Here is a 15,140-nt window from a genome sequence, read left to right on the forward strand (position 1 = left end):
TAATCTATTTAATATTAGTTACTGCGAACAGATACAAACTCAGGGTAAGCATCAACACCACAATCGTGTTGGTCCATACCGCTTAACTCTTCTTCTTCGGTTACGCGAATACCCATAGTTTGCTTTAAAATAGCCCACACAATAAATGAAGCTACAAAAACAAAGGCTAAAATAGTCACTAAACCAATCAGCTGTGTTACAAAGTTTGCATCGCCGTTAGATACAGGCACTAACATAATACCTAGCGCGCCACATACACCATGAACAGAGATAGCACCTACTGGGTCATCAATCTTCGCTTTATCTAGAGCTACAATGCTAAATACAACCAGTGAGCCACCTAAAATACCTAGTAAACACGCCATTAATGGAGATGGTGAAAGTGGGTCTGCTGTAATAACCACTAAACCTGCTAATGCGCCGTTTAGTACCATAGTTAAATCAGCTTTACCCCACAACACTTTACATACAAACAGTGCAGCAATTGCACCCATTGCAGCAGCAGCGTTAGTGTTAAGTAAAATTTGACCTACAGCTGTTGCATTTTCTTTATCTGAAAGAAGTAATTGCGAACCACCGTTAAAACCAAACCAACCCATCCATAAAATAAACGTACCTAATGTAGCAAGTGGTAGGTTAGAGCCTGGAATTGGGTAAATTTCACCGTTTTTACCGTATTTACCTTTACGAGCGCCAAGTAAAATTACACCCGCTAAAGCAGCTGCAGCACCGGCACCATGAACAATTGCAGAGCCTGCAAAGTCAACAAAGCCCATTTCTGATAAGAAACCGCCGCCCCATGTCCAGTAACCTTCCATTGGGTAAATAAAGCCAGTTAAAACAACTGCAAATGCTAAGAAAGCAAATAACTTCATACGTTCAGCAACCGCACCCGATACAATCGACATAGCCGTTGCAACAAATACTACTTGGAAGAAAAAGTCAGATTCTAAAGAGTGGTCAGCATCGGCCGCTTGCGTGCCAATTAATGCGCCAATTGAAGGGATAATGCCGCCTTCAGCGTTGTCTACATACATAATGTTGTAGCCAACTAATAAAAACATGGTACATGCGATAGAATACAGCGCCACGTTTTTAGTTAAAATTTCAGTGGTGTTTTTAGAGCGAACTAAACCCGCTTCTAACATGGCAAAACCTGCTGCCATCCACATTACTAATATACCCGACACCAGAAAATAAAAGGTGTCGAGTGAAAATTTGAGTTCTACAATTGTGTTTTCCATTAATCAGCCCCCTTAAATTGCTTCTTCATCAAGTTCGCCCGTACGAATACGCACAATTTGATCTAAGTCGTACACGAAAATTTTACCGTCACCAATTTTGCCTGTTGATGCAATTTTGGTAATTGCTTCAACTACGCGTTGGCAATTTTCAGTACGAGTAGCAATTTCAAGTTTGATCTTAGGAATAAAATCTACCTGATACTCTGCTCCACGATACAGCTCTGTATGGCCTCGTTGACGTCCAAAACCTTTAACATCAACTACGGTCATCCCTTCAATACCTAAATCAGCGAGCGCTTCACGCACATCATCTAATTTAAATGGTTTTATGATTGCACTAATCATTTTCATAGTGGCCCCCTCGGACGCTTTATTGTTATCCTGTTGGCTTACATAATCCAACCTTTGTGCCACTATTAAAAAACACTTAATATCAATAAGATAAATGTAAATAGTAAATTTAAAACAAAAAAAACGCACCATCAAGGTGCGCTTTTTTAACAACTTAGCTACATTGGTGCATCACCAAAAGTGATGCCCTACTAGCTTGTAATTAGTGTTATTTTTTATATTTACACAACACAGTTTCGGCCATTTTTTTTTGCTTCGTAAAGGGCCGCATCTGCGATGCGCATGGCCTGAGTTAAATCAGTGTTTTGAAAATCAGCAACACCAATACTGATGGTGATAGAAAACGGTTTTTCATCGATTAAAAACTCATGTTTAGCGAGTTTTTTTCTAAAGCCTTCTAAGTACTCTCGCCCACGCGCCGTGTCTATATCATCTAATATAATGGCAAACTCTTCGCCGCCCACCCGCGCAACGGTAAACTTAGAAAACGTAGTTTTAATTAACGTGGCTACCTGCTTTAGTGCCTGATCGCCCGCTTCGTGGCCTAAGGTGTCATTAATATTTTTAAAAAAATCTATATCGAGTAATGCAAGCGTATTTTGCTGTTGTTTTTTTAATAGTTGCTCTGCATATTGGTAAAAATAACGGCGGTTATACATACCCGTTAAATAGTCTCTGTAAGCACTTTCTTTAATATCCGCAATCAGTGACAACTGCTCCATTGTTTGCATAACACGACAATGAAACTCTTCATTCATAAATGGCTTTGTTAAAAAGTCGTTGGCACCGTATTTAATAAACCGAGCCGATAACCCATGTTTACCTGCCCCCGAAAGTCCAATGATGGCCAAATCATCGCGCCCTCTAAAATTACGCACCGCTTTAACCAGTTCAAAGCCATCCATTAATGGCATCGCATAATCGGTCATGAGCAATTTTATATTAGGATTACTTTTTATTATTTCGAGTGCTTGCTGACCATCTTGCGCATCGGTTACATCAAATAATTGCTTTTCTAGCATTTGCTTCATTAAAGAGCGGCTTAGCATTGAATCATCAGCAACCAACGCCTTACAGCCTTGATTTCTCAGAAGCTGAGCCACTAACTTGATAGCGTAATGGTATGAATCGCGATTGTCTTTAATTACGTAATCAATAACACCAAGCTCTAGCATTTGTTGGCGCTTATATTCATCAATTTTTGAGGTAAGTACCACAGTAGGAATAGCGTGTGAAAGTGTGAATTTAGCCACCTCGCCATTAGGTGCATCTGGCAAAGTTAAATCAACTAAAGCCAGCGAGTATTTATGTTTCTCAATATAGTCTTGGCATTCATTTAATGACCATGCGAAATCGACAGCGACATCTAAATATTGAGCCGTTAAGTGGCGTAGCACCTGCTGCACTACTTTACTGTCTTCAACCACTAATACTCTTTGCATAAACTTCTCTTTAATCTTGTTATTTTACGTACTTAAACTTGCACTGAAGCGACAAGCTATGAAAAACATCCAGTAAAGTTCTGTTTATGTAGCCAGTAAGTAGGCTAGGTCCATTAATGTAGCGCAAGGCTTGTATTTAATTCAAATACAAAGTCGACCAAATATACTTGATTTTTTAGCTAAGCTAAACACGCTAGGATAAATTAACCCTAAATAAACAAACACGCCGTGTATAAGTTTAGACTTAACCAGTATTATCGACCATTAATCTCAATACTTTTGTTATTTGTGTGTTTTTTATTTTAAATAGCATCTAAACAAAAATAAGGAACGACAATGAAGCTTGTCCAATTAACTCGTTACACCTTAGCGCTTGCCATCGTATTGCTTAGCAGTACTGCAACAGCAGAAAACCAACGAAAAATAGACATTGATAGCCACGTAGTCACTAAGCATAAAGCAAAAATTAATGGTGAACGCTTTAGCTACACCGTTAAAACAGGCACTCAGCCGGTGTGGAATGATAATGGCGATACCATTGCCACATTACAATATACCTATTACACACGAGATAAAGTCGATAACACCGCAGCTCGCCCATTACTGATATCGTTTAATGGCGGGCCTGGCTCTGCATCTGTATGGATGCACTTAGCCTATACTGGCCCACGCGTATTAAAAATTGATGACGAAGGCTACCCCATTCAGCCTTATGGCGTAAAAGATAACCCCTACTCAGTATTAGATGTAGCAGATATTGTTTATGTAAATCCGGTAAATACAGGTTATTCACGCGTAGTAGAAAACGCTAAAGGTGAAATGCTTTCGAAAGAGCAACAAAAAGAGCACTTTTTTGGTGTCAATGCCGACATAAAATACTTAGCTGAATGGCTAAATACCTTTGTTAACCGAAACGAGCGCTGGCGCTCACCTAAGTTTTTAATTGGAGAAAGCTACGGCACTACTCGTGTATCAGGCCTTGCCCATGAACTACAAAACAGTCAATGGATGTACATTAATGGGGTGGTTTTAGTATCGCCGACCGATATTGGTATAAAACGCGATGGTCCTATAAAAGCGGCTAATCGCTTACCTTATTTTGCTGCAACTGCGTGGTATCACAAAGCACTGAATAAAAACTTGCAAGAAAAAGATCTCAATGAACTTTTACCCGAAGTAGAACAGTTCACTATTAATGAGCTTATTCCTGCCCTCGCTAAAGGTGGCTTTATCGATGCCGATAAAAAACACCAAATAATAAAGAAAATGGCCGAATATGCTGGCCTTTCAGAGCAGTTTGTAGCGCAAAACAACTTAGATATTCCCACTCAATTTTTTTGGAAAGAACTTTTACGTGAGCGCGGACAAACTGTCGGACGTCTAGATTCGCGCTATTTAGGTATTGATAAACGCGATGCTGGCGAATCACCTGATTACTGGGCTGAGCTTACCTCTTGGCTGCACTCATTTACGCCTGCAATTAACTATTACCTGCGTGAAGAGCTCAACTATAAAACGGATGTTAAATACAACTTATTTGGCAATGTTCACCCATGGGATCGTAGTAAAAATAATACCGGCGAAAACTTACGTTTAGCGATGGCGCAAAACCCGTATTTAAACGTCATGATTCAAGCGGGTTACTACGATGGCGCAACAAATTACTTTGATGCTAAATACACGTTATGGCAGCTTGACCCAAGTGGAAAAATGAAAGACAGGTTAAGCTTTAAAGGGTACCGCAGCGGCCATATGATGTACCTACGACATGAAGATCTTAAGCTTTCAAATAACGATTTACGCGACTTCATTTTAAGCTCCCTACCCGCTAAAGGGCAGGCCGCTAAATATTAATTAAAAGGGCCATTACATGAGGCATTACGAAGATGCCTCATGTTTATTACAGTACACTTTTAACTGTGTAACCACTTCATTAAATCCTGTTTGTAGTGCAAATAATAACGCTTCATCGACCTTATTTTGCGCGGCTAAGCTTTCTATCTGCTGGCAGGTATCACTTAACTTTAACGCTGCAACCGATTTAGCAGATGACTTTAAACCATGCGCCTGAAAAGATAAATCGGCATAATTTAAACTATGTGTATATGCTTCAATTAATTTAACTTGCTCATAAGCGGTCTGTAAAAACGCCTGAAAGACTAAACAATGTACATGCGTATCTTTTCCTAACATCGAAAACAATAAAGGCATATCTAATTGACTGTACATAGAGCTTGCTTGCGCTGTGATTTGCAGCGGCTGTGTATGCGAAGGAACAATGCCTTGCGAGTGTTTCATCAACAGTGCTTTTAGGCTTTCAAGCTCTATCGGTTTAGTTAAAAAACCGTTCATCCCAGCGCTGTAACAATCTTGAATGTTTTTTTCCATTATGTTGGCCGTAACAGCAATAATTATGAGCTCATTGAACTGTGTGTTTTTTCGGATTTTTTTAGCCAATTCAAGGCCATTTAGCAACGGCATTTGAATATCGGTAAGTAGCATATCGAAGGACTTATCTTGGAGCATTTGCCAGGCCTGTTCACCATTATTTGCAAACGTTGAATTAACACCAAGCATGGTCAGTTGCTGCTTTAAAACCTGCTGATTAGTCAGTTGATCTTCTGCCACCAGCACATTTAATACTGGGAGTTTACCTGTGGCGGAGTCTGCGGGCTCACTGCTGGGGTGATTTATCGGTTCATCAGCTTGTATAGTGGTTAAAGCGCTTTCTTTAAAACTATTAAAGCTAATGGTAAAGCACGCGCCTTTATTTATTTGGCTATTTACTTGTAGCTGCCCTTGCATACGCTCTACAAGCTCTTTAGTAATAACTAAACCTATGCCCGTACCATGTGTTTTACTGGTATCTGCCCCTAGTCTATCAAAGGGTTTAAAAAGCCTTAAAATATCATCTTCTGAAAAACCGCACCCTGTATCTTCAATATCAATATTACAGCGGCTTGAATCAGCAATCTCGCAACGTATATCTATTTTACCTCGCACTTTGTTATATTTTATTGCGTTGGAAAGTAAATTAAGCAGTACCTGTTTAAAACGGCGCTTATCTACATATAAGTAAATACCTTCTAGGGAGTCAATATTGTGAGTATCTATAGTAACAAGCTCAACTCTGGCAAGTTCGCTCACCATTTCAATACTATGCTGTAGCATGTCTTTCACGGAGGCATATTCAAAATTAAACTGCATATTCCCCGACTCAATAGAAGTTAAATCTAGCACGTCGTTTATTAGTAAAAGTAAATGCTCCCCAGCTTGGTAAATACTTTGCGCATTGTCTTTGTGTACCTCGGTTGCTTTACTGTCATATTGATAAAGCTGCGCTAACCCTAAAATCGCATTTAACGGCGTTCTAAGCTCATGGCTCATACTCGCCATAAAGTCAGACTTAGCCTTACTGGCCGACTCGGCTTGAATTCTCAGTGCGTTTACTTTTTGATGATTAGTAGCAACCTCACCGGCCATTTTATTAAATGCATTTATGACGCTGCCAATCTCATTTTTTTGCTGAACGCTAACGTGGCAATCAAAGTTCCCTTTAGCCAGTTTAGAAAAGGCGACTTCGAGCGCCCGTAAAGGGCTGGTAATTCTATAATCGACCAACCAAGCTAAGCCAATAAAAAACACCACAAGTATAAAAAACTGAATATAAATTAATGTGTAATGTAGCTTGGCCGCTTCGTTTATTTTGTCTTCAAAATTAACGACCAACGTTATTTCAGCCAAAGGTTTATCTAAAAAAGTAATGTGCTCATTTAACGTAACATTGCCCTGCTGCGCTAACAGCTGCCACTCATCTAATGGATATAACTGATTACCTGTAGAAGGCTCTACTACCCTAATTGCTTTCCAATTAGGGTTTGTATTAAGTTGCGCGTCTATTTGCTCATACAGCTGTGCGTATTGGCGAGTTAATAAAGGGGTTTTTATTGATGTAGATAGTTGCTGTAAAGAGCGCTGCGCTGCGCTAGAAAGGCCATCGTTTACCCACCTAGCTTGCTCTGGCAAAGCGTAAAAAATAAATAAGCATATTAATAAAAAGCCAAATGCCATTACCGCAATAAAGCTTTGAACCCTTAGGCTGCGCCACCAGTTAATTTTCAACATAAAACGAGCGTAAACCCCATTGCGTTAATTGGTTGTAATCGTCAATGCTTGCTTTACTTGGGTTAATTATAGGAATACCCGCTAATAAGTGTTTTTGTTTAGGGTCGCTCCCTATTTCTATAATTGCTTGTTGAACTTGCGCTTGTACCTGATTATTTACTCTAGGGTGAACCACAATGGGGTGGCGGCTAACCTTACGCGTTTTGTAAATAACTTTTAGCTTTTGCTGCAAATTTTGAGGCTGTTGCTTTAATGTGCCCATTACCCCGCCGCCGGCAGGCGTTGCGTTAAGTGCCACATTTAAATAAACAGATGAGTGCGTTTGTACATATACAGGCTTTATTGTTAAGCCATACAATAGGGCAAGCTCCGCCCGCATTAATAAAGAAGCGCCTAATGCATTAGGCGCAGGAAAAGCAATTTCGGCGCCTTCAAGCTGCTTAACGGATTCAATATTACTGTTTTTATTGACTACTAATACGCCTTGCAAATGGCGCGCAGCATCTTTCACTATAGGTAAATAGCCTTGCTTGTCGAAAGCAATCACACTATGCCATGGGTTCATATAAGCAAAATCGTAATCGCCATCTGCAAAACCTTGCTCAAAAACCGGGATTGATTCCACGGTAACAAGCTTTAGTTGCACGCCTGTTTTTTCGGTTACTTTATTAAGAAAGGGCTGCCATATTGCAGTGAGTTTTTGAGGCTCATATTGCGGAACTACACCAAAAGTAAAGGTTTGAGCATAGACACCCATACTATTGAATAAAAAAAGCAAAACAACACTACACTTCATATTAGTCTTACCGTTGTAGGTTTATGACTATAAGCATAGTTAACGAGTGACTAACGCACCATTTTTATTACGTAGAAATTAAGAGGTTATTTAATTTAGGAGGTTTAAGAAAGTTTCAACAAAAAGATAAAAGCAGGCGCCCATACACACACCTGCTTAAATATATTACTGCCAGTACGGCTCTATATCAAAAGACGCTAAACGGCTTTGCTCCATTGCACTGACTAAGTAATCTGACTTTTGATCTAGCCACTGTTGAATTTTAGCCAATTGCTCGTCTTCTTGCCCGCCGCAAAGCTGCTTTAAATATTCCAGCGTGCTGAGCTCGTACATACCATGAGAAATATCCAGCCACGGCAGTCTAAATTCTAAGCGCTCTTCTTTGTCAAACAATGACCCTAAGCAATTACCGCTTAATAAGCTGTTTTCTAATTGGGTGCGTAAGCTTAAATAATCTTGTGCTGTAAGCGTTTGCTCTTTAGGAAGTAACTTATCTAAATTTTGCCAATCTTTATTAAATAAACGTTTTGCAATTTTAGCTACTGGCTGCTCTGCTGCCTGTAGTTGAGTTTGCCCCCAAAACTTACGCCATTGTTTATCTACCAACCAAGTAGTCAACGACAGCAATAAACGATTGTATCGCGCGCTTTGAAACAAAGCATTAATATCATCAATGCTTGGCTGTAGCTCTTTTAAATCGTTAATAACTTGCGCTAATGCAGGCGCTGCATTTATTTTTTTATAAAATGCATGGCGTTTAGATGTATAAGTTTTTAGCTGAATTGCATTTTCAACCCAAGCTAATTCACTTAACAGCCACTTTAACTCTGTTCTTAATTGCTCAGTACTGTCTTTACTTACAATATCGTCAAACAACCAAAAATTATGCCTAATTAAACTAATGCCATCAGTCACACGTTTGAGCGTTTTTAAACTTGGCTTGTCAAAGTAACACTGCTCATGCTTTTGCACAAAACGAATACCAAAGTTCATGGCCTCTATTAGTGCTTGCTCTTGAGTTGCTTGTTTTTTTAATTTTACAAACCCAATAGACTTACTTGGTTTAAGCGGTGTTTCATCGGCTAGTCGGTAGCCTCTAGCTGCTTTTGAATAAAGCCCTAAACGAATACAGTTTTGGCTAACAAGTTTATCTGCCAAAGCAAATAGCTCGTCTCTGTTGCCCTCAACAAGCTCTATTTCTAGCTCGCTAATAATATCAACCTTACCCGATGCTGCTATTTCGCCTTTATCTAGCACGACTTCAATTTTTGCGCCATTTGGAGTTTCTATTAACCAAGTACGACGAATAAAGTTAGTGCTAAAAATAGGATATAAATTATCGCTAATAGCATTTACTTGCATACCATGAGGCCAAATAGCATTACTAAATGCTAATAAATCAGGACGGCTTGATTCAATTGGTAAGTTGTATTCAGGACGTTGGTGTAGCCCCCCCACAACTTCGCCAGCAAGCTTTATTGTTTGTTCGCATTTACTGTCGGCACAGCGGGTTCTAAAACCTATATCAAGGGCTCTTAGCTCTCTACTTGGGGTATCGTAATAGGCATTTTGCAAACTACGTGAAGGTTTATTAATAACCGTTTTAGCAAATTGTGTGATTAGCGAGGGGATCAGTGGAACAACGGCATCTGATACCAAAAACTTCAGTTCTATCTCAGTATCCATTAGGGTTGAGGATTACCTTTAAAATAAATAAGTGCTCAAAATAAACAAAGCCACCTCATTTTGCAAATTTTTTAACCTTTTTGGCTGAGCAACGCCCGTACTGGGTTACAATATCAACCTTGCTATTAACGCGTTTAATCCATACTATCTCACTACTTATGTGAAAATCTCAATCACAACCACAACGGACACGGATAGACTAACAAGGTAGATAAATGCTAAAACACTGTTTACTAGGGCTACTTTTAACAGCCACCTCGTTTATAAGCCAAGCACAAGAAGCTCAAACAGCCAATTCATCAGATGCAAATTCAGCTTATATAATCGATAATCTATATACCTTTATGCGCTCTGGCGCAGGTAAAAACTACCGCTTACTTGGCTCTGTAGATGCGGGTACTAAATTAACCGTGCTATCAAAAGAAGAAAACGGCTTTATAAAAATAAAAGACGATAAAGACCGTGAAGGTTGGGTTGAGTCTAAATTTATATCGCAAACGCCAGGGCTTCATCAGCAGTATCAAACACTCAGTAGCGAAATGAGCACAGTGCAAAACAAACTACGCCAAGCACAAGTTGAACTACCTCAGTTACAAGAACATAATCAAAGCTTAACTAATCAAAACAAATTGCTTAATCAACAAATTACTGAGCTGCAAACAACGCTTGAGCAAGAACGCGCTCAAAAACAAGCAGCCACTGCAAAAGAAAAACGCCAACTACTTACTTATGGTGGCGCTATTGCTTTTATAGGTTTGTTTTTAGGTATTATACTTACCGTTGTACTTTCGCGCCGTAAGCGCTACGAAGGGTGGGCTTAATTAACCTAAACCTTGGTTAACTAAGTTTAATAGCCGCTGGCTAATCATTAAAAAAGCACCCTTAGGTGCTTTTTTAATGTGTGTGTAATGTATTGCAATAAGCATTTGGTTTTTAAACATCCAAACGTAAACCAGGATCCTGCTTAATTTTTTCTATTACCATGTAAGTATGGTGAGTACCTACGCCCGGAATATCGACCAAGTCTCCTAGCACCTGTCGATACTCATCCATATCCGAGACCCTAATTTTTAGCAGGTAGTCGTACCCTCCCGCTACCATATCGCACTCTACAACTTGCTCAATTTTAAGTATATGCTCTTTAAATACTTTAAAAACAGCCGTGTTAGATGTCACCAGCGATACTTGCACATGCGCTACTAAGCTCTGATTCAGCTTTTGTTCGCTAAGCTTTGCAAAGTACCCTTCTATATAGCCTTCTTGCTCTAAACGTTTTACACGGTCAAGGCATGGACTAGGACTTAAATTAACTTGTTTTGCTAGGTTAACATTAGAAATTCTGCCGTTCTTTTGAAGAACGTCTAATATTGCTAAATCGATACGATCAAGCAGGCGTAATCTATTTGGACTTGTCATACAGAATTTTATACGGATAAGTTGAAAATATGCCCTGTAAATTATCGTAAATCGTGAAATTTAACCAGCATATTCTGCTGAAATTTAATTAGAATGCACGCATTACATCACTGGTAATTTATTGGTAGCAAAGTTGCTTTAGCTCAACAGCCCAAGCACATAAATTTTGTTCTACTATTTACATATTAACATTCCTAAGGGTTGCTTATGTTATTCAATGGCGATTTGACAACAACCTGTCCTACAAGACAGAAAATTCGTGATTTTTACCGCATTGATGAAAATGCTGTTATTGATCATATTTTACCACTTGCAGAAGTGGGTGTTAAAGCACGAAGCCGTGCATGGGAAAGAGCTCGCCAGATTGTTTTAAACATTCGAAAAGATCAAGACGGTCAAAGCGGTGTAGACGCACTTTTAAATGAATTCTCACTCTCTAGTGAGGAAGGTGTAGTGTTAATGTGTTTGGCCGAAGCCCTACTTCGCGTACCAGACAAAGCCACGCAAGATACGTTAATTCGTGACAAGCTTGCTAAAGGTGATTGGAGTTCTCATTTAGGAAGCAGCGATTCTTTATTCGTTAATGCTTCTTCGTGGGGATTATTAGTAACCGGTAAAATGGTTAACTACACAGATAAAACCAAAGAACAGCAATTTGGCATGCTTAAAAAGACCATAGGTCGTTTAGGCGAGCCTGTGATTCGCAAGTCTGTAAACTTTGCCATGAAAATTATGGGTAAGCAGTTCGTTATGGGTCGCACCATTGACGAAGCCATTGAACGCGCTGCTGAAAAAGAGCAAAAAGGCTACGTATACTCATACGACATGCTAGGCGAAGGCGCGCGCACAATGAAAGATGCCAAGCGTTACTTCGACAGCTACATGAACGCAATCCATGCAATTGGTAAAGCGGCAAATGGCCGTGGCCCAGTTAAAAGCCCTGGTATTTCAGTTAAACTTTCTGCTATTCATCCACGTTATGAGTTCACGCATAAAGACCGCGTAATGGCCGAAATTGTGCCTAAACTGAAAGAGCTCGCGCTTGCTGCTAAAAAATACGACATTGGCTTTACAGTTGATGCAGAAGAAGCTGACCGCTTAGATATTTCGTTAGATGTTATAGAAGCGGTATTTAGCGATGAAGATTTAGGTAACTGGCAAGGTTTTGGTTTAGCCGTACAAGCATACCAAAAGCGCGCTATTTTTGTTATTGAATGGGTAACTGAACTTGCTACTCGTGTAGGCCGTAAAATGATGGTTCGCCTTGTAAAAGGTGCCTACTGGGATACAGAAATTAAAACCACGCAACAAGATGGTTTAGAGCACTACCCAGTATTTACGCGTAAAGCAACTACCGATGTATCTTACAAAGCCTGTGCTATTAGAATGCTAGAAGCACGCGATGTACTGTACCCGCAATTTGCAACACACAACGCTTACACTGCAGCCACTATTTTAGAAGTTGCTAAAGGCGATAACACCGGATTTGAATTCCAGCGTTTACACGGTATGGGCGAATCTTTATTTGACCAAATCGTAAATGAAGAAAAAATTCAATGCCGTGTTTATGCACCCGTTGGCCAGCACGAAGACCTACTTGCCTACTTAGTACGTCGTTTACTTGAAAATGGCGCTAACTCATCGTTTGTAAACGCCATTGTAGATACCACTAAACCAGTTGAGTCGCTATTACCTGATCCAGTAGAAACACTGCAAGGTTTACGTAATAAGTACAATACGCAAATTAAAATGCCAATCGACTTATACGGCGACGAACGTGCTAACTCTAAAGGCATGGACTTAACCGATATTAATGTAATTACGCCATTCAAAGAAAACCTTGAAAGCTGGTTTAACGAGCACTTAATTGATCAAAGCCAAGTACCTGAAGGCGCATTAGCGGTTAAAAACCCAGCTAATCACAACGAAATCATCGGCCACGTTAAACTGCAATCTGGCGATGAGATGAAAGACATTTTGGCCAATGCAGAAGCGGCATTTGAGTCATGGTCACAAACATCTGTAAAAGAGCGTGCTAATTTATTACGCCGCGTGGCTGATATTTTAGAGCGTCACCACGACGAACTCGTAGCTATATGTATTAAAGAAGCCGGTAAAATTGCGCAAGATGGTATTGACGAAGTACGTGAAGCCGTTGATTTTTGTCGTTACTACGCGGCACGCGCAGAAGAACTTGCAAGCGATGAGCGCTTTGAAGCACGCGGTGTAATTTTATGTATTAGCCCGTGGAACTTCCCGCTTGCTATTTTCTTAGGTCAGGTGGCCGCTGCCATTGTGACTGGTAATACTGTTATTGCAAAACCTGCAGAGCAAACAAGCTTAATCGCACTTCGCGCTATTGAGTTAATGCTTTCGGTTGGCTTACCAGAGCATGTAGTACAGCCGGTGATTGCCCGTGGTTCTGAGGTAGGTAAAACAATTGTACCTGATGAGCGCATTCAGGCTGTTATGTTTACCGGTTCTACAGAAACAGGCACACTTATTTCACAAACACTGGCTGCGCGTAACGATATTCAAGTACCGTTAATTGCAGAAACCGGTGGCCAAAACTGTATGATTGTGGATTCAACAGCGCTGCCAGAGCAAGTTGTTGATGATGTAATAAGCTCAGGTTTCCAAAGTGCAGGCCAGCGCTGTTCAGCACTGCGTGTATTATTTATACAAGAAGATGTAGCCGATGGCATTATAGAAATGCTTAAAGGCGCACTCGCCGAGCTGCATATTGGCGACCCGTCATTACTTTCTACCGATGTAGGCCCAGTAATTGATGAAAAAGCCCTTAAAACGCTAAATGATCATGTTGAATACTTAAAAGGTAATGCAACACTTCATTACGAGTGTAAGATCCCTGATAACACCGAAAATGGCGCCTACTTTTTTGCCCCTCGTTTATACGAAATCGAAGATTTATCAGTACTTAAACGTGAAGTATTTGGTCCATGTGTGCACATTGTTCGCTTTAAAGCGAATGATATCGACAACGTGATTGACCAAATAAACAACACAGGTTATGGCTTAACAATGGGTGTTCACTCACGTATTGAAGAGCGTTGTGAGTACCTAGCTAAAATGTCGCGTGCGGGTAACGTATATGTAAACCGCAACATGATTGGTGCCATTGTCGGTGTGCAACCGTTTGGTGGCCGTGGTTTATCTGGTACTGGCCCTAAAGCCGGTGGCCCTAACTACCTGCAGCGCTTAGTAAAAGAGAAAGCATCACCTGATAACGTGCAAATGACTAACCTAACGCCAGATGAGCTTGATTTACACCATTACAGCGGTGCAAACGAGCAAGTTGAAAAGCTAATGGCTAACTCAATGCGCGATGAGAAAATTTGGCGTGCAACACCGTTAAATGACCGTGTATCGGCTGTTCGTCAGTTGCTTGCTAAAGTAGCAACGGTCGAAATTATTGATGACCTAGCGGACGATTTGGCATTAACGCTTTCAGAAGCGCGTGCACAACTTAACCGATTAGAAAAACACATGCGTAAGTTTACTACTTTGCCTGGGCCTACTGGTGAATCAAACACCTTGCACCTTGAAGCACGTGGTTGCGTAGTATGTTATGCAGATAAAAGCACGTCATTTAACTTTTGGGCGCTTTCAATCATCACAGCACTTGCTGCAGGTAATACAGTAATTACGGTAGCATCAGAGCTATTTTACGATGAAGCGGTAGCCTTTAAAGATAAGTTTATTGCCACAGGCGTTGCTGAGGGCGTGTTCCAGGTTGCAAAACCTAATCAACTACAAGCTATTTTGGCTCACCCTCACTTAGCGGGTGCGGTGGTTGCTGCACGTTCGTCTCGTTTAGGTTACTTCAGCCAACAACTTGCACAGCGTAAAGGCGCTATTTTGCCAGTAATTACTTCAGAGTATTACGATACGTTGATTAAGCGCTTAATTACTGAAAAAACGATCAGTATAGATACTACCGCATCTGGTGGTAATACTTCACTGATGACCCTAGTAGAAGATGACGAATAGCCCATCTAGTACTAATTAACTAAAAATGTAAAAAAAGGCACTTAAAAGTGCCTTTTTTTTTACCCTGCA

At 40.3% G+C, this 15,140-nt stretch carries 10 protein-coding genes; 3 read left to right on the forward strand and 7 right to left on the reverse strand.

Translation table 11 applies throughout. The annotated features are described in order from the left end of the window. Positions 1 to 14 precede the first annotated feature (14 nt). The 3 genes from MTN96_RS08440 to MTN96_RS08450 all read right to left on the reverse strand — a co-directional run bounded on the left by MTN96_RS08440 (position 15) and on the right by MTN96_RS08450 (position 3,037). A complete protein-coding gene (locus MTN96_RS08440) occupies positions 15 to 1,244 on the reverse strand; it encodes an ammonium transporter (RefSeq protein ID WP_004587161.1) in 1,230 nt (409 codons plus the stop codon). Positions 1,245 to 1,256: 12 nt separating this feature from the next. Continuing rightward, positions 1,257 to 1,595 (reverse strand): P-II family nitrogen regulator, encoded by a 339-nt coding sequence (locus MTN96_RS08445; RefSeq protein WP_004587162.1) that lies wholly within the window; start codon positions 1,593 to 1,595, stop codon positions 1,257 to 1,259. A 221-nt stretch (positions 1,596 to 1,816) separates the two neighbouring features. After that, positions 1,817 to 3,037 carry a response regulator gene (locus MTN96_RS08450; protein WP_248531185.1) on the reverse strand — a complete coding sequence of 407 codons (1,221 nt, stop codon included), beginning with the start codon at positions 3,035 to 3,037 and terminating at the stop codon, positions 1,817 to 1,819. Positions 3,038 to 3,373: 336 nt separating this feature from the next. Between MTN96_RS08450 and MTN96_RS08455 the strand changes: the two genes are divergently transcribed. Continuing rightward, positions 3,374 to 4,891: a S10 family peptidase gene (locus tag MTN96_RS08455; RefSeq protein WP_248531186.1), complete on the forward strand. Its 1,518-nt coding sequence runs from the start codon at positions 3,374 to 3,376 to the stop codon at positions 4,889 to 4,891. 24 nt (positions 4,892 to 4,915) lie between these two features. On the opposite strand, the gene MTN96_RS08460 is transcribed toward MTN96_RS08455, so the two are convergent. The 3 genes from MTN96_RS08460 to MTN96_RS08470 all read right to left on the reverse strand — a co-directional run bounded on the left by MTN96_RS08460 (position 4,916) and on the right by MTN96_RS08470 (position 9,644). Continuing rightward, positions 4,916 to 7,162 carry an ATP-binding protein gene (locus MTN96_RS08460; protein ID WP_248531187.1) on the reverse strand — a complete coding sequence of 749 codons (2,247 nt, stop codon included), beginning with the start codon at positions 7,160 to 7,162 and terminating at the stop codon, positions 4,916 to 4,918. Next, positions 7,149 to 7,958: a phosphate/phosphite/phosphonate ABC transporter substrate-binding protein gene (locus tag MTN96_RS08465; RefSeq protein ID WP_248462629.1), complete on the reverse strand. Its 810-nt coding sequence runs from the start codon at positions 7,956 to 7,958 to the stop codon at positions 7,149 to 7,151. Before MTN96_RS08465 ends, MTN96_RS08460 begins: the two co-directional genes overlap by 14 nt. Positions 7,959 to 8,123: 165 nt before the next feature. Beyond that, the gene (locus MTN96_RS08470) at positions 8,124 to 9,644 is read right to left on the reverse strand and encodes a CYTH and CHAD domain-containing protein (RefSeq protein WP_248451686.1); all 1,521 of its coding nucleotides are present in this window, start codon (positions 9,642 to 9,644) and stop codon (positions 8,124 to 8,126) included. 215 nt (positions 9,645 to 9,859) lie between these two features. Here MTN96_RS08470 and MTN96_RS08475 point away from each other — a divergent pair, with 215 nt between their 5' ends. Next, complete coding sequence (locus tag MTN96_RS08475) at positions 9,860 to 10,465, forward strand: TIGR04211 family SH3 domain-containing protein (RefSeq protein ID WP_024034313.1); 606 nt, start codon at positions 9,860 to 9,862, stop codon at positions 10,463 to 10,465. Between the two features lie 112 nt (positions 10,466 to 10,577). Here the strand turns inward: MTN96_RS08475 and MTN96_RS08480 are convergent, their stop codons facing one another. Continuing rightward, positions 10,578 to 11,060, reverse strand: a complete 483-nt coding sequence (locus MTN96_RS08480; protein WP_004587169.1) for a winged helix-turn-helix transcriptional regulator — start codon at positions 11,058 to 11,060, stop codon at positions 10,578 to 10,580. A gap of 207 nt (positions 11,061 to 11,267) precedes the next feature. Between MTN96_RS08480 and putA the strand changes: the two genes are divergently transcribed. After that, a complete protein-coding gene (gene putA / locus MTN96_RS08485; RefSeq protein ID WP_024034315.1) occupies positions 11,268 to 15,071 on the forward strand; it encodes a bifunctional proline dehydrogenase/L-glutamate gamma-semialdehyde dehydrogenase PutA in 3,804 nt (1,267 codons plus the stop codon). Positions 15,072 to 15,140: the final 69 nt, after the last annotated feature.

It is taken from the genome of Pseudoalteromonas sp. 2CM28B (assembly GCF_023161935.1).

What these genes read in the sequence shown, in the direction of transcription:
- MTN96_RS08440 (WP_004587161.1), bottom strand. Translation starts at nt 1,244, where the DNA reads ATGGAAAACACAATTGTAGAACTCAAATTTTCACTCGACACCTTTTAT.
- MTN96_RS08445 (WP_004587162.1), bottom strand. Translation starts at nt 1,595, where the DNA reads ATGAAAATGATTAGTGCAATCATAAAACCATTTAAATTAGATGATGTG.
- MTN96_RS08450 (WP_248531185.1), bottom strand. Translation starts at nt 3,037, where the DNA reads ATGCAAAGAGTATTAGTGGTTGAAGACAGTAAAGTAGTGCAGCAGGTG.
- MTN96_RS08455 (WP_248531186.1), top strand. Translation starts at nt 3,374, where the DNA reads ATGAAGCTTGTCCAATTAACTCGTTACACCTTAGCGCTTGCCATCGTA.
- MTN96_RS08460 (WP_248531187.1), bottom strand. Translation starts at nt 7,162, where the DNA reads ATGTTGAAAATTAACTGGTGGCGCAGCCTAAGGGTTCAAAGCTTTATT.
- MTN96_RS08465 (WP_248462629.1), bottom strand. Translation starts at nt 7,958, where the DNA reads ATGAAGTGTAGTGTTGTTTTGCTTTTTTTATTCAATAGTATGGGTGTC.
- MTN96_RS08470 (WP_248451686.1), bottom strand. Translation starts at nt 9,644, where the DNA reads ATGGATACTGAGATAGAACTGAAGTTTTTGGTATCAGATGCCGTTGTT.
- MTN96_RS08475 (WP_024034313.1), top strand. Translation starts at nt 9,860, where the DNA reads ATGCTAAAACACTGTTTACTAGGGCTACTTTTAACAGCCACCTCGTTT.
- MTN96_RS08480 (WP_004587169.1), bottom strand. Translation starts at nt 11,060, where the DNA reads ATGACAAGTCCAAATAGATTACGCCTGCTTGATCGTATCGATTTAGCA.
- putA (WP_024034315.1), top strand. Translation starts at nt 11,268, where the DNA reads ATGTTATTCAATGGCGATTTGACAACAACCTGTCCTACAAGACAGAAA.